Here is a 17,588-nt window from a genome sequence, read left to right on the forward strand (position 1 = left end):
TCAACGTCGTTGTGGGGCATAGACCGGCAAGGTGATGCAGGCGACATTGCCGCCACCCAGCAAAATCTCGCGGGAGTTCTCGATGCCGACTATTCTGTGGTCGGGGAACAGCTCGGCCAGCTTTGCCTTTGCCTTCACATCGAGGCCGGAGCCGAACTCTGGCACGACCACGACGCTGTTGCCCGGATAGTAGTTGATGTAGCTCGCCGCGATCCGGTTGCCAGCCGGTCGCGCCCAGGTCGAATCGAGCCGATCCAGGCTCTCGCTTTCTTCCGGCGTCATCTCGATCGGCATGGGATGAGGCAGACGATGCACCTCGAGGGCATGGCCACGCGCGTCGCGGGCCGAGCGCAGCACTTCCTCGGCTTCCCGCACGATCTCATATTGCGGATCGTCGCGATTGTCGGTCCAGCTCAACGCGACCACGCCGGGGCGCACGAAGCAGCAGACATCGTCCACATGGCCGTCCGTCTCGTCGAAGGCAAAGCCGCGGGGCAGCCAGATGATGGTGTCGACGCCGAGATAGTCGCCCAGTTGCCGTTCCACCTCGGCCTTGCCGAGATGGGCGTTGCGATTTCGATTGAGCAGGCATTGCTCCGTCGTGATGAGCGTGCCCTGTCCGTCGCATTGCAGGCCTCCGCCCTCGGCGATCAGCGGCGCGCGATAACGATCCATTCTCTCGATTTCGAGCACCTTTTGCGCCGCCAGGTCGTCCAGGTCCCATGGCGCGTAGAGCCCGCCGTCGAAACCGCCATAGGCGTTGAAGGTCCAATCGACGCCGCGCACGGAGCCTTGATCGTTGACGACAAAATTCGGGCCGCTGTCGCGCAGCCAGGAATCGTTGGTGGACATCTCCACCACGCGCACATGCTCCGGCAACCGGGTCCTGGCGTTCTGCCACTGCCGGCTGGATGCCGCCACCGTCACCGGCTCGCTTTGCGCGATCGCCGCTGCTACATTGGCAAACAGCTTCTGCGCCGGCTTGGCGCCGAGGCGCCAGGTGTCCGGCCGCTCCGGCCAGATCAGCCAACACCCCGATTTGGGCTCGAACTCGCCGGGCGCGCGAAATCCGTCCTGTTTCGGCTTCGTCGAAAGGGTACGTGGCATGTGGGGGCACCGGAAAATGGCGGACGACACTCGCCCGGATCAGACTTTTTCGGGGCGTCGTCCGTCAATGTCCCATTTGGGATACCCGGATGCCGGCTGGAACAAGTCCAGCAGAGGGGGTGTTTTCGCGGATTGCCACGGACCAAGCAAGCAAGGCCGCCCGCCGTTTCCTGCAATGGCGAAGACCCCGGGCCGGAACGGCGGCGGGATAAATGCATTGCCTTGCCGATCGATCGGGGCAAATCTCGATCGGACGGCGAATGCCGATGCAGCAACAAGTCGACGAAAAGGACAGGCAATGGACGCGACCGCACTCAAGGCCATGCAGGCTCCGCTGAAGGAAGCCTATCGCGACGACGCCGCCAAGGCGCTGATCACGCTCAAGGCGCGCGGAACGCTCGACGACCAGTCGATCGCCTGCAAGGTGGAGACGGGCAGGGCGCTCGCTGTCGCCGGGCTTCATCCGGCCACCGGCGGCTCGGGCCTCGAGCTATGCTCGGGCGACATGCTTCTGGAAGCGCTGGTCGCGTGCGCCGGCGTGACGCTGAAAGCTGTGGCGACAGCGCTGGAGTTCAAGCTCGGCAACGCCACAGTCGAGGCCGAGGGCGACCTCGATTTCCGCGGCACGCTCGGCGTCGCCCGCGACGCGCCGGTCGGTTTTCGCGAGATAAGACTGAAATTCGATCTCGACACCGACGAGCCGCAGGAGCGCATCGATTCGCTCATGAAGCTCACCGAGCGCTATTGCGTGGTGTTCCAGACGATCAACAACAAGCCGGTGTTGAGTGTGAGCGCAGGGCGTTGACACAGCTGATCTCGCCCAAGGGAGGAGATCAGCAGCGCCGACGCCTCGCGCTACTGAGCCGACGGCGTCTCCGCATCCCCTTCATCGGTGAAAGGCGAGGCGCTCGGCACGCATTGCACGGCCCAGCCCTGAGGCGTCGGCTGCTTCTGATATTCGGTGACGGCGTTGGTGCACTGTTCGCGGGTGTCGAAGGTGCTGGGCAGCACCACCATGCCGCCTTGCGGGCCGGCAATCACCAGATACCAGACCAACGCTACGCTGGGAGTAGCAGCCATGGGAATTCCTCGCTTTGCTGAAATGTCGGAGTCGGACCGATCCTAGCAACTCCCTTGGGGCGGCGAAAGCGGGGCGGCGGCACACGCTTTCGCCGCCCCGGTCACAGACCCGTGAATAGAGGGTCGCGACCCGGCTCACTCGACCGCGAAGCCGTAGAACAGCCCGTCGCCACCGGTGCCCTTGAGCGCCTCCTGGCTGCAGCCGCCGCGCGAGGCGCGCGAGGAATTCCACGACTTCGCCGCCGCCGAATCGTCGAGCCCGGTGCGATCGTGATGGCCCATCATGGCGGCGCCCTGGCGCTCATCGTCCAGTTGCCGCAGGTCTGGTCGGCGATCCTGGCGCCGTCTGGCTTGGAGCCGGTCAACATGTCGTGGCGGTTCGGCGTGTCGCCGCAGCCGTTGATCGTCTCGCCCTATTCAGTCAGCGCCGTCTGCTTGGTGATGCCGGCGGTGGCGGCAACGAGAAGAAGTCCGCGCATGTCGGCCCTCCGGCTTCGAATGTCCTACATTCGAAGAACGTAGCCGCGGCGCTATTTCATCCGCCTAACACTCAAGGTTATTCCGGCTGACGGTAGGCGACGAAGCGGTTGTGCTTGGCCTGGAAGATCAGCCCGGTTTCCTTCAGTTCCGGGCTTGCCAGCGGCACGATGCGCCTGGCGATCTCGGACGGATGCGGCAGCGTCTCCGGGTCTTCGCCGGGCATGGCCTGCGCGCGCATCGCGGTCCGGGTCGCGCCCGGATCGGCGGCGTTCACCCGCAGCGCCAGGGTCTCGGTCTCGTGCGCCCAGGAACGCATCATCGTCTCGACCGCCGCCTTGGAAGCCGCATAGGGCGCCCAGAAGGCGCGCGCCGAATGCGCCGTGTTGGAGGAGAGAATGATGGCGCGGCCGGCATCGGAGAGCCTGAGCAGCGGATCGACCGAACGGATCAGCCGCCAGGTCGAGGTGACGTTGATGGTCATCACCTTCTCGAAGGTCTTGGCTTCGACATGGCCGATCGGCGAGATCACGCCAAGCACGCCGGCATTGGCAACCAGGATGTCCAGCATGCCCCAGCGCTCGTGGATGGCGCCGCCCAGACGGTCGATGCCGGCCATGTCGGCAAGATCGAGCGGCACCAGCGTCGCCTGGCCGCGGCCATCGGCCTTGATCTGGTCGTCCAGCTCTTCCAGCCCGCCGACCGTGCGCGCCACCGCGATCACATGCGCGCCGGCTGCCGCCAGTTCCCTGGCGATGAAATAGCCGATGCCGCGCGAGGCGCCGGTTACGACCGCGACGCGGCCGGAAAGGTCGAGGGTCATGCAGGCAATTCCGTAAGGTGATGCGGCCTACGCCCCGCTATTCGCCAGCAGCGACAGCGTGCGCACATTGTCGTGGCCTTCGAAGTCGAGCAGGCGGGTGGGGTATTGTCCGGTGAAGCAGGCGTCGCAGAATTGCGGTTGCTCATTGTCGCGGCCGGCCTCGCCGACGGCGCGGTAGAGCCCGTCGATCGAGAGGAAGCCGAGCGAATCGACGCGGATGAACTCGGCCATCTCCTCGACCGACATGCGCGATGCCAAGAGCTTCGACTTCTCCGGCGTGTCGACGCCATAAAAGCAGGACGCGCTGGTCGGCGGCGAGGCGATGCGCATATGCACTTCCCTGGCGCCGGCATCGCGCACCATCTGCACGATCTTCTGGCTGGTGGTGCCGCGCACGATGGAATCGTCGACGAGCACCACCCGCTTGCCCTCGATCATGCGGCGGTTGGCGTTGTGCTTCAGCTTCACGCCCATGTGGCGGATGGAATCGCCCGGCTGGATGAAAGTGCGCCCGACATAATGGTTGCGGATGATGCCGAGCTCGAAGGGAATGCCCGCGGCCTGGGAAAAGCCGATCGCGGCCGGCGTGCCGGAATCCGGCACCGGCACGACGATGTCGGCCTCGACCGGGTTTTCCTGCGCCAGTTCCGCCCCGATGCGCTTGCGCACTTCGTAGACATTGCGGCCTTCGACCGAGGAGTCCGGCCGCGCGAAATAGACATATTCGAAGATGCAGAAGCGGGTCTTCTGCGGCTCGAACGGGAACAGGCTCTCGATGCCCTTGGCGGTGATGACCACCATTTCGCCCGGCTTGATGTCGCGCACGAAGCGGGCGCCGATGATGTCGAGCGCGCAGGTTTCGGAGGCGAGGATCCAGGCGCCGTCGAGGTCGCCCAGCACCAGCGGCCGGATACCGAGCGGATCGCGGCAGCCGATCATCTTCTTGGCGGTCATCGCCACCAGCGAGAAGGCGCCTTCGACCTGCCGCACCGCATCGATGAAGCGCGAGTTGAGGTCGCGCTCCTTGCTGGTGGCGACCAGATGCAGCAGCGTCTCGGTGTCGGAGGTCGAGGAGAAGATAGCGCCTTGCTTCTGCAGCGCGCGCTGCACGGTCATGGCGTTGGTCAGATTGCCGTTATGGGCGACGGCAAAGCCGCCATCGGCAAGCTCGGCGAAGAAGGGCTGGATGTTGCGCAGGCCGGCGCCGCCCGTGGTGGCGTAGCGCGTGTGGCCGATGGCGCGGTTGCCTTGCAGGCTGTCGATGACGCGCTGTTTGGTGAAGGTATCGCCGATCAGGCCGACATGGCGTTCGACATGGAACTGCGTGCCGTCATAGGAGACGATGCCGGCGGCTTCCTGGCCGCGGTGCTGCAGGGCGTGCAGCCCGAGTGTGACGATGGCTGCCGCGTCCTGCCGGCCGAAGATGCCGAACACGCCGCATTCGTCGTGGAAATGGTCGTCGGCCTCGGCGGAAAGGACTTTGCCTCTATCTGCCGTTGAGTCTGCCATCTGGTGCTCAAGCTCCGCTAAAGCCGCCATATAAGGCGATCGCTCGCCGAACGCAACGCACGCTTTCTCGCATTCACAACCGGCACAGGCCGGCTCGCGATCAGTTTGCCGGCGCCGGAGCCGGGGCAGGGGCTGGCGCGGGGCTGGCCGGCTCGTTGTCGGCCGGGGCATCCCCTTCGCTGTCGTCGGGCGCCGGCGCGTTGTCGTCACCGGCCGCCGGCGGTTCTGCGGCGGGCTGGTCGCCAGTGGCCGGCGCGCCGGCCTGCGGCGTGCCCTTATGCGTGTATTTGTTGACCAGTTCCTCGGTGTTTTCCGGCAGCACGCTTTCGAGCTTGGCGCCGATCGTCTCGAGCAGCGGCCGCGACTTGGCGTTGGCGATCCAGGCGGGCGCCTTGGCGCCGGCCAGCCAGTTGAAGAACAGCAGCGCCACCGCGACCACCAGGATGCCGCGCGCCGCGCCGTAGAGGAAGCCGAGGGTGCGGTCGAGCGCGCCGATGCGCGAATCGATGATCCAGTCGGCGAGCTTCATCGTGATGACGGAGACGACGATCAGCGCGATGAGGAAGACGACGCCCGCCGAAGCCGCCATCGCGATCTTGTCGTTGTCGACATAGGGCTGAACATAGGGCAGGACAGGCTTGTAAAAGAAGAACGCCGCGGCCGCCGCCGCCGCCCAGGAAACCACGGAGAGCACTTCGCGGGAGAAGCCGCGCACCATGGCGAGCATCGCTGAGACCAGGGTGAAGCCGACGAGGATTCCGTCAAGCAGCGTAATCGGCATGGTTCTCGCCCCACTTCCTGTCTTACGGCCCGACGAGCCGCATCACTCCGCGTCGTCGGCACGGCCGCGCCGTGAGCCGGCTATGCGCGCCACAAGGTCGGCAAGCTCGGTGGGCTGAAACGCGCCGGCCCCGATCCCCCCGGCAAGTTCCTCGCTGCCGAGTGGCAGCACCGCGCTTCCAAAGCCCAGCTTTTCGGCTTCCTTGAGGCGCTGCTGCGCATGCGCAACCGGCCTCACCGCGCCCGATAGGCTGATTTCGCCGAAATAGACGCAATCGGCGGGAAGGGCAAGACCGGTGAGCGATGAAACCAGTGCGGCGGCGACCGCGAGATCGGCCGCCGGTTCCGAGATCCGGTAGCCGCCGGCGACGTTGAGGTAGACGTCGTGCTGGCCGAAGCGGACGCCGCAATGCGCCTCGAGCACCGCGAGCACCATTGACAGCCGCGCGCCGTCCCAGCCGACAACGGCGCGGCGCGGCGTGCCGAGCGACGAGGGCGCGACCAGCGCCTGGATCTCGACCAGCACCGGCCTGGTGCCCTCCATGCCGGCGAAAACCGCGGCGCCCGGCGATTTCGAGTGGCGTTCGCCTAGAAACAGCTCGGATGGATTGGAGACCTCGCGCAGGCCCTTGTCCGACATTTCGAACACGCCGATCTCGTCGGTCGGCCCGAAACGGTTCTTCACCGTGCGCAGGATGCGGAAGTGATGATTGCCCTCGCCCTCGAAATAGAGCACGCCGTCGACCATGTGCTCGACGACGCGAGGGCCGGCGATCTGGCCTTCCTTGGTGACATGGCCGACGAGCACGATCGCCGCGCCTGTGGATTTCGCGTAGCGGATCATCGCCTGGGCGGCGGCGCGCACCTGGGTGACGGTGCCCGGCGCCGAATCGGCAAGGTCCGTCCACAGCGTCTGGATCGAATCGAGGATGACGAGGTCCGGCCGCTTGCCGTCGGCGATGGTGGCGAGGATGTCCTCGACATTGGTTTCGGCGGCAAGCTCGACCGGCGTCGAGGCGACGCCGAGGCGTTGCGCTCGCAGCCTGATCTGCGCGACCGCTTCCTCGCCCGAGACATAGACGATGCGATGGCCCTTCGAGGCAAGTGCCGCGGCCGCCTGCGTCAAGAGCGTCGACTTGCCGATGCCGGGATCGCCGCCGACCAGAAGCGCCGAGCCGCGCACGAAGCCGCCGCCGGTCGCGCGGTCGAGCTCGCCGATGCCGGAAACGATGCGCGGCGCGTCCTCGATGTCGCCCGACAGGCTGGTCAGCACCACCGCGCGGCCCTTGCGGGCGTTGCGCGTGTTGGCCGGCCCCGAGCCGATGCCGCCGGACGTGCCTTCCTCGACCAACGTGTTCCACTCGCCGCAGGCATCGCATTTTCCGGCCCAGCGCTGATGCACCGAGCCGCAATTCTGGCAGATGAACTGGACGCGGGACTTGGCCATTAGGGGCGCCAACCGCCGAAGGTCGGCGTTCCTTCACACCCCCCTCTGGCCTGCCGGCCATCTCCCCCGCAGGGGGGGAGATCAGCAGCTTGGCCGCCGGCATTCTTCTTGCAACGTCGGCGATTGGCGAAAGTCGTGGCGACGGTCAATCTCCCCCCTTGCGGGGGAGATGTCCGGCAGGACAGAGGGGGGTGTGACAGAGCGCGACGGTGAGTCAAAAACCTACTCAAACCTCTCCGGCAGATGATGCTCCTCGGCCAGATCCGAGAACCGCGTGAACTCGCCGTGGAAGGCGAGGCTGACGGTGCCGGTCGGTCCGTGGCGCTGCTTGGCAACGATGCACTCGGCCTTGCCGCGCGCCTCGTTCATCTCGTTTTCCCACTTGACGTATTCCTCGGTGCCGATCTTCGGTTCGCGGTTCTTGAGGTAATATTCCTCGCGATAGACGAACAGCACCACGTCGGCGTCCTGCTCGATGGAGCCGGATTCGCGCAGGTCCGACAGCTGCGGGCGCTTGTCGTCGCGGCTTTCCACCTGACGCGACAGCTGCGACAGCGCGATGATCGGCACGCCGAGCTCTTTGGCCAAAGCCTTCAGGCCCGTGGTGATCTCGGTGATTTCCTGCACGCGGTTCTGCGAGGCGCGGGCGGAGGAACCCTGCATCAGCTGGATATAATCGATGACGATGAGGTCGAGGCCGCGCTGGCGCTTCAGGCGCCGTGCGCGGGCGGAAAGCTGCGCGATCGAGATACCGCCGGTCTGGTCGATGAACAGCGGGATCTTCTGCATCGTCTGCGAGCAGGCGACGAGCTTCTCGAAATCCATCTCGGTGATCTCGCCGCGGCGGATTTTTGACGACGAGATCTCGGTCTGCTCGGAGATGATGCGGGTGGCGAGCTGCTCCGACGACATTTCGAGCGAGAAGAAGCCGACGACGCCGCCATTGGCGGCCTTGAAGCTGCCATCGGCCTGCTGCGCCGGAACGTAAGCCTCGGCGATGTTGAAGGCGATGTTGGTGGCCAGGGAGGTCTTGCCCATGCCCGGACGTCCGGCGAGCACGATCAGGTCGGAGGGCTGCAGGCCGCCCATGCGGCGATCGAGGTCGCGCAGGCCGGTGGCGATGCCCGACAGATGGCCGTCGCGCATATAGGCGGCGTTGGCCATGTCGACGGCGGTCTTGACCGCGTCGTTGAAGCTTTCGAAGCCGCCGTCATAGCGGCCGGTCTCGGCGAGTTCGAACAGCCGTCGCTCGGCGTCCTCGATCTGGTCGGAGGGCGACATGTCGACCGGCGCGTCATAGGCGATGTTGACCATGTCCTCGCCGACGGTGATCAGCGCGCGGCGCGTCGCGAGGTCGTAGATGGCGCGGCCATAGTCGGTGGCGTTGACGACGGTGACGGCCTCGACAGCAAGCCGCACGACATATTGCGCCACCGTCATGTCGCCGACCTTCTCGTCGGCCGGCAGGAAGGTCTTCAACGTGATCGGCGTCGCGATCTTGCCCATGCGGATGAGCTCGGCCGCAACCTCGAAGATGCGGCGGTGCAGCGGCTCATGGAAATGCGCCGGCTTCAGGAAATCCGAGACGCGGTAGAACGCGTCGTTGTTGACCAGGATGGCGCCGAGCAGCGCCTGCTCGGCCTCGATGTTGTTCGGTGCCTCGCGATAAAGCGGCGTTTCCGCCGCGCCGAATTTCAGTGCCGCCTCTGCCATGATATCCCCGATTTCGATCCCGCTTTCCTCGATACCAGAACGGGAAGATTCGGTGCTGACCTTTCTGCAACACTCCTCGGTCCAACCAGCTTGATGCCCAATGTTCACAGGATCAGCAAACCATCCACAGGACAGTATTCCGGCGGCCCGATTCCATTTGACTCGGCAAGCCGTGATTCCTATCGGCGGTTGCCGAACAAAGCAAGAACAATTTGATCGAGCAAGATCGCATGGGGGCGCGCCTGCCAGGCGTTCAGTGGTTCGACGACGCGGTGCCGTCGGCCTACGCAGCTCAGTCCAGCGTGTCGCCCCAGTCAGCCCGCCGCGCCGCCTTGAAGGCATCGCCGTCGCGCTTGCTGAACAGGCGCTCGCCGGCGCTGCCGTCAGGCCGGCACAGTTTCAGCACCACCTTGCCGGAGCCGCCTTTAGGCGGCGCGATCAGCCGTGCGGCGCGCGCCGGCGCCGGCTGCCGGGAAGCGGCGAGGTAAATGAACTTCTCGTCTTCCCAAGGCACCTCGGCTTCCTTGACGAGACGATGCAGGCGCGAACGCGCGACGCGGCGTGCGAAATGGCACCAGTCGGGCGGCGTGAGCGGGCAGGGCACCGCATGCGGGCAGGGCGCCAGCAGGTGCGCTCCCGCCTCGATCAGCTGTTGCCGTGCCGCAAGGATGCGCCGCCAGCCGGCGGGCGTGCCGGGCTCGACGAGGATGAGCGTGTCGGCCGTGAGCCGCCAGAGGCGGTCGATGAGCTTCGGCAGCGATAAAGGCACGATCTCGTCCAGCACATAGGCGGCGCTGACGAGATCGGCGGGCATGATGCCGTCAAGATCGATGGTGGCGTCGCCGGCGACCCATTCGGTGCGGGCGGTAATTGCGCCTTCCGCGAGCGACTGGCCGACCTTGCGCACGGCAGCGCTTGCCTCGACCAGCACCGCCCGTTCCAGTTCAGGCCAGGCGTCAGTCGTGGCCCAAAGCATGGTGCCAGGTCCGGCGCCAATGTCGAGCAGGCTCGCCGGCCGAAAGTCGGGGCGGGCCTCGCTCAACGCCTCGAGGCTGGCGCGCACGGCGGCATAGGTGGCGGGCAGCCGAGTCGCCAGATAGGCCTTGACCGCCATCTCCTCGCCCATATGCAGGCGGCCGTCGCGCAACTCGGCGCGGTAGCGATCCGACAGCGTCTTGGCGGCCTGCTTCAGCGCCGGCAGCGGCACCTTCTCGAGCAAGCCGTCGACGCCTTGGCGGAGCGGGGCGGGCAGTTCCATCTCAGGTTCCCCGCGGCGCGAGCAGGATGACCGAGGCCCCGGCGATGCAGAGCGCAGCGCCGGCCAGATCCCAGCGGTCGGGACGCACGCCTTCGACCAGCCACAGCCAGCCGAGCGAAGCGGCAATGTAGATGCCGCCATAGGCGGCGTAGGCGCGGCCCGCCGCGTCCGTGTCGGCCAGCGACAGCAGCAAGGCGAACAGCGCCAGCGAGGCGAGGCCGGGGAGAAGCCAGAGCGCCGACTTTTCCAGCCGCCACCACGCCCAGAAGGAAAAGCAGCCGGCGATTTCGGCAAGCGCGGCTGCGATGTAGATGAGATAGGTCATGAAAAAGGTCTCGCGAACGAGACCTTTTTCATGGCGTCAGGCCGCAATGGCAAGCGGCAATGCGTGTCTATTCCACCTTCTTGCGGCGGGTCGGCTTGGAGGGCGCCGGCGCCGCCGGCTCCTTGTGCCCGATATCGCGCAGCTCCAGGGCTTTCTCGCATTTGGCCATGTAGTCGCGCGTCACCGGCAGCGTGTCGTTCACCTTGGCGAGCTGGAACTGGAAGATCACCAGGTCCTGCCAGCGGAAGGCGGCTTCGGAGGCGGCGAGATAGAACTCCCACATGCGGCAGAAGCGTTCGTCATAGATCGCCTTGGCCTTGTCGCGGTTGGCGGCGAAGCGCTCGCCCCAGTGCTTGAGCGTGTCGGCATAGTGCAGCCGCAGGATTTCGATGTCGGTGACGACGAGGCCCGACTTCTCGATCGCCGGCATCACCTCCGACATCGCCGGGATGTAGCCGCCTGGGAAGATGTATTTGCGGACGAAGGCGCTGGTCGCCCACGGCACGCCGGAACGGCCGATCGTGTGCAGCAGCATCACCCCGTCCGGCTTGAGCAGCGTTGAGGCCTTGTCGAAGAAGGTGCGGTAGTGGTTGACGCCGACATGCTCGAACATGCCGACCGAGACGATGCGGTCGAAGCGTTCGTTCAGCGCGCGGTAGTCTTTGAGCTCGAAATGCACCCGGTCCTGGAGACCCAGCGCGTGGGCGCGGTCGGTGGCGACACCATGCTGTTCGGTGGACAGCGTGACGCCCTGCACGTCGACGTCGAAAGCTTTGGCGAGATAGAGGCCGAGGCCGCCCCAGCCGGAGCCGATGTCGAGCACGGTCTGGCCTGCCTTGAGCCGGAGCTTGGCGGCGATATGGCGTTTCTTGGCGGCCTGCGCTTCGTCCAGCGTCATGTCCGGCTGCTCGAAATAGGCGCAGGAATATTGCATGTCCTCGTCGAGGAAGAGCTTGTAGAGCTCGCCGGAGAGATCGTAATGGCGCTGCACGTTGCGGCGCGAGCGTGTTGCCGTATTGATCTGCTGCAGCCGCCGGAAGGCGTGGCGCAGCCCCTCGATCGCCTTTGACCACGACACGTCGATGCCGCTCGAGCCCATATTCTGGAAAGCGATGCGCATCAGCCCGAGAACGCCGCCCTCGGGAACATCCAGCTCGCCGTCCATATAGGCTTCGGGCACCGCCAGCATCGGATCGAAGGTGATGGCGCGCTCGGCATGCATGGTCTTGATATGGATATGCACCGGCTCGCCGCTGCCGTCGCCGAATTTGTGCGTCGTGCCCTTTGGGCCGGTCACCTTGAGGTCGCCGACCCGAACCAGGCGTTCGAGAACGTGTTTCAACAGGATATTCATGACCAAATGTCCCCTCAGTCGGATCACCCGGTAATCGGACTGGAATGCCAGATCGAAATGCCTCAGCGCGTCGCCCGCGTCCAATCGACGCGCCACGCTGTAATGTGCACAAGATATAGGGTGTCGAAAAGTTCCTTTTGGCACAAAAAAGCCCGGGTCGGAGACCCGGGCGTTGGTCCAGAAATCCTGGACGCCTGCGAACCGAAGCGACGCTTCGGAGGATGTGCCGGTCAGAGCCCGAAAATCAGGCGTTCTCTTCGCCGCCTTCGAATTCGGCGTTCGGGTCGAAGAAATTCTCCGGCCGGGCGTTGTCGTTGATGTCGTCGCCATAGATGGCTTCGGCTGTGGTCAGCATCTCGCCCTTGGACTGGCGCTCCGCCTCGTCGGCCGAACGGGCGACGTTGAGGGTCACCGTGACCTCGACTTCCGGATGCAGCGCGATCGCCACATTGGAGAGGCCGATGGTCTTGATCGGCTGGTTGAGCTCGATCTGGTTGCGGTTGACGGTGAAGCCTTCGGCGATCAGCAGATCGGCGATGTCGCGCGTCGACACCGAGCCGTAGAGCTGGCCGGTCTCGCCGGCCGAGCGCACGACGATGAAGCTCTTGCCGTCGAGCTTCTCGGCGACCTGCGTGGCTTCCGACTTACGCTCCAGGTTGCGGGCTTCGAGCTGGGCGCGCTGGCCCTCGAACTTCTTCTTGTTGGCTTCGTTGGCGCGCAGCGCCTTGCCCTGCGGCAGCAGGAAATTGCGGGCGAACCCGTCCTTGACCTTGACGGTCTCGCCCATCTGGCCGAGGCGGGAAATGCGCTCGAGGAGAATGACTTCCATGGTTTCGTTCCTTCGGTTGGCGCCGGCCGAAAGACTGGCGCAATGATCTGGAACAGGTCAGGAAGCTTGGTGCGGCATAGCCGCTCTTGTCGCTGTCCTGCCTGTCTGGGCAGTTAGAGGCAATTGGCCCCAACTCGGGATTTGATGCTCAATCCGACACGCCCGTCGCGCCGGTGAAAAGAGCGGGCGGCTAACCGCCCGCTCGAAATATCAGCGAACCACGTAGGGCAGCAGGCCGAGGAAGCGGGCGCGCTTGATCGCCTTGGCGAGCTCGCGCTGCTTCTTCTGGCTGACGGCGGTGATGCGCGAGGGCACGATCTTGCCGCGCTCGGAAATGTAGCGCTGCAGGAGACGCACGTCCTTGTAGTCGATCTTCGGAGCGTTGGCGCCGGAGAACGGGCAGGTCTTGCGGCGGCGATGGAACGGACGCCGGGTCGGGATCTGGTTGATGTCGACCATTATTCTGCAGCTCCTTCAAAGCCTTCGCGCGGACGGCGCGGACCACGATCGCCACCGCCATCGCGGTCTCCGAACGAACGCGGACCACGGTCGCCGCGGTCGCGGTCGCCGAAGGAACGCGGGCCGCGATCGCCACGGTCGCGGTCGCCGAAGCCGCCGCGCTCGGAGCGCTCTTCGCGCTTCTGCATCATCGCCGAGACGCCTTCCTCATGCGCTTCCACCTTGATGGTGAGGAAGCGAAGGACGTCTTCCGACAGGCCCATCTGGCGCTCCATTTCGTTGAGCGCGGCCGGCGGGCAGGTGATGTCCATCAGCGTGTAGTAAGCCTTCCGGTTCTTCTTGACCCGGTAGGTGAGGGACTTCAGTCCCCAGTTCTCGATCCGGCCGACCGATCCGCCATTCGCCGTGATGACGCCCTTGTACTGTTCGACAAGCGCGTCAACCTGCTGCTGCGACAGGTCCTGCCGGGCAAGAAACACATGTTCGTAAAGAGCCATTATGTTTTAGTGCCTTTCTTCGTTTCTCTCACACCGGCCCTCGCGGCTAAGCCTCTGCAACTTGTCTGACCCGGTCGCGAAAGAGCGGGGAAGAAAGGAGCATCACGAGACGGTCGAGAGCGGAGACACGGGAGGCTGGAAGCCCTTCTGGCTTCGTGTCGCGACCTTCGAAGGCCACGGCCCTCCGTTCAGCCCCCAGCAAGGACCGGCAGATTGCGGGGGTCTATACAGCAATTTCCAGCGAAGGCAAGGCCACGTAGTGCCTCAACCTTAAGCGGGGGCCGTTGCCGAAGCCGGGAACGCGCGGTCCTGCAAAAGCGAGTTGCCGAGTGACGGCAGCCGATCGGACCTATGCGCCTATCGATGCGACCTCAGTACAAATATTAGCCATCCATAATATGCTATAGGCAAAATGTGAGGGTCTGAAATCCATGGGGCGGCTGCAACGGCGTATCGCCTTTATATGTCTTATCTTGGTGGGCGACGCCAACGCTCATAGCTGGTATTCGGGCAAGACTGATCCTGTTCTTAATCTCAAATGCTGCGACGATCATGATTGCCGTCCTATCGCATCAAGCGATGTCAGATCTGCCAGACAGGGCTATTACGTCAAGCAACCCGAGCCTTACTCTCGGAACGATCCGCCTACAGGCGAGTGGTTCATTCCATGGAACCGCGTGCAGGCAGCGCCTGATGACCAGTATCATATCTGCGAAAATCTCTACCCGACATTTCGCGTAGGCAGATATCGAATGAGATGGACGTGCTTCTTTGCACCGCGAGCGACGGGTTGAATTTCAGACTGAGGCACTGGCCAAAGTCGGGAGTTCCCTGCATGGCTGGAGAAGGTGCCGCAGTTTCGGAAGACGCCGGCCGTTGCCCGATTTTATCGATTTTCCAGTAATCGAACTTTAACCACCCCCATAAGGTTGTAACGGGTTGTAACCACCCGTTTATCATGAAAGGCGCATGAGAGGCACGCGGGCCGCAAGGCGGCGGAAAATCGAGCAATTCCAGGGGTAGGGAATGCTTCTCAGGCAGTTTTGGCGCTCAAGGCGCGGCAATTTCTCGTTGATGCTGGCGGTGGGCGTGCCGGCCATGCTGGGCGCGGTGGCGTTTGCCACCGATGTCTCCACCCTGATGCGGGCAAAAAGCAATCTGCAGAACGCGCTGGACGCCGCGAACCTCGCCTCTTCGCATCTCGGCGACGCCGAGACGACACGCAATGATGCCTTCAACAGCTATTTCCAGGCCAATGTCGCCAGCCACGGTGAACTCTCCAACGCCAAGGCCACGCTCACCGTCGACAGGGGCGTCAACTTCGTCAAGACCAGGGCCACGGCCTCGGCCGACGTCAATCTCAACTTCGCGTTCCTGTTTGGCGCCGAAAAGCATATCAGCGTCGACGCTTCGGCGGTCGAATCGAACAATCAGCTCGAAGTGGTGCTGGTGCTCGACAACACCGGCTCGATGGCCGGCGCGCGTATCGCCGCGCTCCGGACGGCGACCAAGTCGCTGCTCGATTATCTCGAGGCGGTCAAATCGCCGACCCGGTCCGTGCGGGCCTCGCTGGTGCCCTTCGTCACCGCCGTCGACGTCAACGGCCCCGAATTCGATCCGTCCTGGATCGATATGGACGGCAAGTCGCCCACCAACGGCGTCAACTTTCCGGTCATCGGCGGCAAGCGACCGAACCATATGGCGCTGTTCAAGCAGCTCGGACAGACGGGCGGCTGGAACAATACGGGCTGGAAGGGCTGCGTCGAGGCGCGGCCCGGCGCCTTGAACATTTCCGATACGCCGCCGGACCCGTCGAAGCCCGATACGTTGTTCGTGCCCTATTTCGCGCCGGACGACCCGGACGTCGCCAGGAAGCCCTCGGCCTCATATGGCAATTCGTCGACCGGCTACAACAATTCCTATCTCAACGACACTATCGATAAGACCAAGCTGAACCAGAACATACTGGGCATAGATCTGAGCGGGCTGCTGACGGGCGTGCTCAACGCGCTGCTCAACGCGGATTTGACGACGATCGCCAAATACGTCGCCTCGACCGGCAAGGAAATCACCGAGGCCGGCAATCCGATCACCATCGGCCCGAACCGCGCCTGCCCGACGCCGATCATTCCGCTGACCGACGACTTCGACAAGCTTCGCCAGGCAGCGAGCCAGATGAGCGAATGGAACGGCTCCGGCACCAACGTGTCGGAGGGCTTGAGCTGGGGCCAGCGGGTGCTGTCGCCGCAGCCACCCTACACCGCCGCCGCCCCCTATAAGACGGCGGGCGTCACAAAGGTGGTGATGCTTCTGACCGATGGCGAGAACGTCGTCTACGGCGCATCGAACACGCCGCAGAAATCGGACTACACTTCCTATGGCTACCTCGCCAGCGGCCGTTTCGGTTCGAGCAACCAGACGGCGGCGGCGCGCAATGTCGACGGCTGGACCAAGGATGTCTGCACACAGCTGAAGAACCAGGGCGTGCAGATCTACACCATGGTGCTGCAGGCCGACACGGCGGCCAATCGTTCGCTCTACAGCGCCTGCGCTTCCGACCCGAGCGACTATTACGCCGTCGAGGACCCGGCCAAGCTGCCCAACGTCTTCCAGACCATCGCCAACAAGTTCTCCAGGCTGCAGCTCACCAACTGACGAGGGTTGGCGCCGCCGCACGGGAACGCTCGTATACCGATCGCTTCTGTGCGCCCGTCCGGCGAACAGAGCCAGACCTCCGCCGCACAGGTCAATGCTTTTGCCGGCGCCATCGGCACCGGAACGCCCTCCCGGCCGACAAGGCAAGTCGCGTCAGATCCTGCGGAGCGCTTCAGCGGGGAGAAGGCGCGTGGCGCGCCAGGCAGGGTAGAGCGCGCCGAGCGGCCCGGCGATGAAGACGAAGATCAGCGCCTGCGCGATCGACCAGCCTGAAAAATAAGGGACGATCAGGCCCGCCGCGAACTTTGTCTTCGCCGCCAATTCCATGGCAAGGGCGCCGAGAATAATGCCGATGACGCCGCCGGCTGCGCTCATGAAAACGCCTTCGATGAGAATGAGCCGAAGAATCCGCCCCGGTGACCAGCCCAGTGCTGCGAGAACCCCAATCTCGAACGTCCGTTCGTTCACGGCCATCAGAAGTGTGTTGGCAACGGCGACAGAGGCCATCGTCATGACAACCAGCGAAATTGTCCGGGCAATCGCCTGAAGCAGATCGAAGACGCGAATGCTGTTGGCAAACTGCTCGGTGTCGCCCACCTCGAACCCCGGTGCGGCTGCGATAAGCCGGGTGCGGGCAACAGCGATGTCGTTGTTGTCGAGCGGGCGCTTCAATCTCACCTCGAACAGAGTGAACACATCCTCCCGCGACAGGAGTTGCTGCAGCCCTTCGAGCGGAACGATGGCGCTGTTCTGGTTCAGCATGGACGAGAATGACGCGATGCCGACGATCTGATAGGGCTGGAACTGCAGCTCGACGGTTTCGCCGATCCGCTTGCCCAATGCGCTGGCAATGGATTGGCCAAGGACCACCGGCCACTGGTCCCCCGGCGCCGGGATTCGCCCCGCCACGAGGGGCACGCCTTTCCATAGGAAGCTGCCGCTCGGCCAGCCGGCCATCACGATATTCGCGTCCTCGTCGGCGGTGGTGATGTTGAGGAGAACGCCCGACACGGCCTCGACGTCAGGCACAGCGGAAAGCGCCGGGCCTAGCGACTTGGGCACGGTGCTGCTCACCAGGTTGAACGAGCTGCGCTGGCTTACCACCAGGTCCGCGCCGTTCTCATCGATTCCCGACGCAAACGATCGCTGGACGCCGGCGGTCAGGCCGGTAAGTGCGACAAACCCGGCGACCGCCAAAGCGATGCCGAGCACCGTGAGCAGGGTGCGAAGCGGACGCGCAATAAGACCGCGCAGGGGAAGTGTCAGCTCTGTCAT

At 64.5% G+C, this 17,588-nt stretch carries 16 protein-coding genes and 1 pseudogene; 2 read left to right on the top strand and 15 right to left on the bottom strand.

Going from position 1 to position 17,588, the window contains the following annotated elements; genetic code table 11:
* Nucleotides 1-1,107, bottom strand: coding sequence for an agmatine deiminase (gene aguA / locus FJ424_RS06460; protein WP_140651769.1), 1,107 nt, complete (start codon nt 1,105-1,107; stop codon nt 1-3).
* Nucleotides 1,108-1,405: 298 nt separating this feature from the next.
* Here aguA and FJ424_RS06465 point away from each other — a divergent pair, with 298 nt between their 5' ends.
* Nucleotides 1,406-1,912 carry an OsmC family protein gene (locus FJ424_RS06465; RefSeq protein ID WP_140651771.1) on the top strand — a complete coding sequence of 169 codons (507 nt, stop codon included), beginning with the start codon at nt 1,406-1,408 and terminating at the stop codon, nt 1,910-1,912.
* Nucleotides 1,913-1,962: 50 nt separating this feature from the next.
* Here FJ424_RS06465 and FJ424_RS06470 read toward each other — a convergent pair whose 3' ends face one another.
* The 13 genes and pseudogenes from FJ424_RS06470 to rpsF all read right to left on the bottom strand — a co-directional run bounded on the left by FJ424_RS06470 (nt 1,963) and on the right by rpsF (nt 13,658).
* The gene (locus FJ424_RS06470; RefSeq protein ID WP_027165524.1) at nt 1,963-2,187 is read right to left on the bottom strand and encodes a hypothetical protein; all 225 of its coding nucleotides are present in this window, start codon (nt 2,185-2,187) and stop codon (nt 1,963-1,965) included.
* A gap of 135 nt (nt 2,188-2,322) precedes the next feature.
* Nucleotides 2,323-2,633: pseudogene (locus tag FJ424_RS06475) on the bottom strand (hypothetical protein); the annotation flags it as partial.
* 110 nt (nt 2,634-2,743) lie between these two features.
* Entirely contained in the window at nt 2,744-3,487 is a 744-nt protein-coding gene (locus FJ424_RS06480) for an SDR family NAD(P)-dependent oxidoreductase (protein ID WP_140651772.1), read from the bottom strand.
* Between the two features lie 27 nt (nt 3,488-3,514).
* Nucleotides 3,515-4,996, bottom strand: coding sequence for an amidophosphoribosyltransferase (gene purF, locus FJ424_RS06485; protein ID WP_140644466.1), 1,482 nt, complete (start codon nt 4,994-4,996; stop codon nt 3,515-3,517).
* Between the two features lie 100 nt (nt 4,997-5,096).
* Nucleotides 5,097-5,777, bottom strand: a complete 681-nt coding sequence (locus FJ424_RS06490) for a CvpA family protein (RefSeq protein WP_140644467.1) — start codon at nt 5,775-5,777, stop codon at nt 5,097-5,099.
* A 42-nt stretch (nt 5,778-5,819) separates the two neighbouring features.
* Nucleotides 5,820-7,223 (bottom strand): DNA repair protein RadA, encoded by a 1,404-nt coding sequence (radA, locus tag FJ424_RS06495; protein ID WP_140651774.1) that lies wholly within the window; start codon nt 7,221-7,223, stop codon nt 5,820-5,822.
* A 222-nt stretch (nt 7,224-7,445) separates the two neighbouring features.
* Complete coding sequence (locus tag FJ424_RS06505; RefSeq protein WP_140644469.1) at nt 7,446-8,936, bottom strand: replicative DNA helicase; 1,491 nt, start codon at nt 8,934-8,936, stop codon at nt 7,446-7,448.
* A gap of 292 nt (nt 8,937-9,228) precedes the next feature.
* Nucleotides 9,229-10,194 (bottom strand): small ribosomal subunit Rsm22 family protein, encoded by a 966-nt coding sequence (locus FJ424_RS06510; protein WP_140651776.1) that lies wholly within the window; start codon nt 10,192-10,194, stop codon nt 9,229-9,231.
* A gap of 1 nt (nt 10,195) precedes the next feature.
* Nucleotides 10,196-10,519: a YnfA family protein gene (locus FJ424_RS06515; RefSeq protein ID WP_140651778.1), complete on the bottom strand. Its 324-nt coding sequence runs from the start codon at nt 10,517-10,519 to the stop codon at nt 10,196-10,198.
* 67 nt (nt 10,520-10,586) lie between these two features.
* Nucleotides 10,587-11,873: a cyclopropane-fatty-acyl-phospholipid synthase family protein gene (locus FJ424_RS06520; protein ID WP_140651780.1), complete on the bottom strand. Its 1,287-nt coding sequence runs from the start codon at nt 11,871-11,873 to the stop codon at nt 10,587-10,589.
* Between the two features lie 244 nt (nt 11,874-12,117).
* A complete protein-coding gene (rplI, locus tag FJ424_RS06525) occupies nt 12,118-12,702 on the bottom strand; it encodes a 50S ribosomal protein L9 (RefSeq protein ID WP_140651782.1) in 585 nt (194 codons plus the stop codon).
* A 210-nt stretch (nt 12,703-12,912) separates the two neighbouring features.
* Entirely contained in the window at nt 12,913-13,161 is a 249-nt protein-coding gene (gene rpsR, locus FJ424_RS06530; protein WP_006203718.1) for a 30S ribosomal protein S18, read from the bottom strand.
* A complete protein-coding gene (gene rpsF, locus FJ424_RS06535) occupies nt 13,161-13,658 on the bottom strand; it encodes a 30S ribosomal protein S6 (RefSeq protein ID WP_140644474.1) in 498 nt (165 codons plus the stop codon). Before rpsF ends, rpsR begins: the two co-directional genes overlap by 1 nt.
* A 1,026-nt stretch (nt 13,659-14,684) precedes the next feature.
* Here rpsF and FJ424_RS06540 point away from each other — a divergent pair.
* The gene (locus tag FJ424_RS06540) at nt 14,685-16,313 is read left to right on the top strand and encodes a pilus assembly protein (protein WP_140651783.1); all 1,629 of its coding nucleotides are present in this window, start codon (nt 14,685-14,687) and stop codon (nt 16,311-16,313) included.
* A gap of 153 nt (nt 16,314-16,466) precedes the next feature.
* Here the strand turns inward: FJ424_RS06540 and FJ424_RS06545 are convergent, their stop codons facing one another.
* Nucleotides 16,467-17,588 (bottom strand): ABC transporter permease, encoded by a 1,122-nt coding sequence (locus tag FJ424_RS06545; protein WP_140651785.1) that lies wholly within the window; start codon nt 17,586-17,588, stop codon nt 16,467-16,469.

The sequence above is a fragment of the Mesorhizobium sp. B3-1-8 genome (assembly GCF_006439495.1).
In the GTDB taxonomy this organism is placed as follows: domain Bacteria; phylum Pseudomonadota; class Alphaproteobacteria; order Rhizobiales; family Rhizobiaceae; genus Mesorhizobium.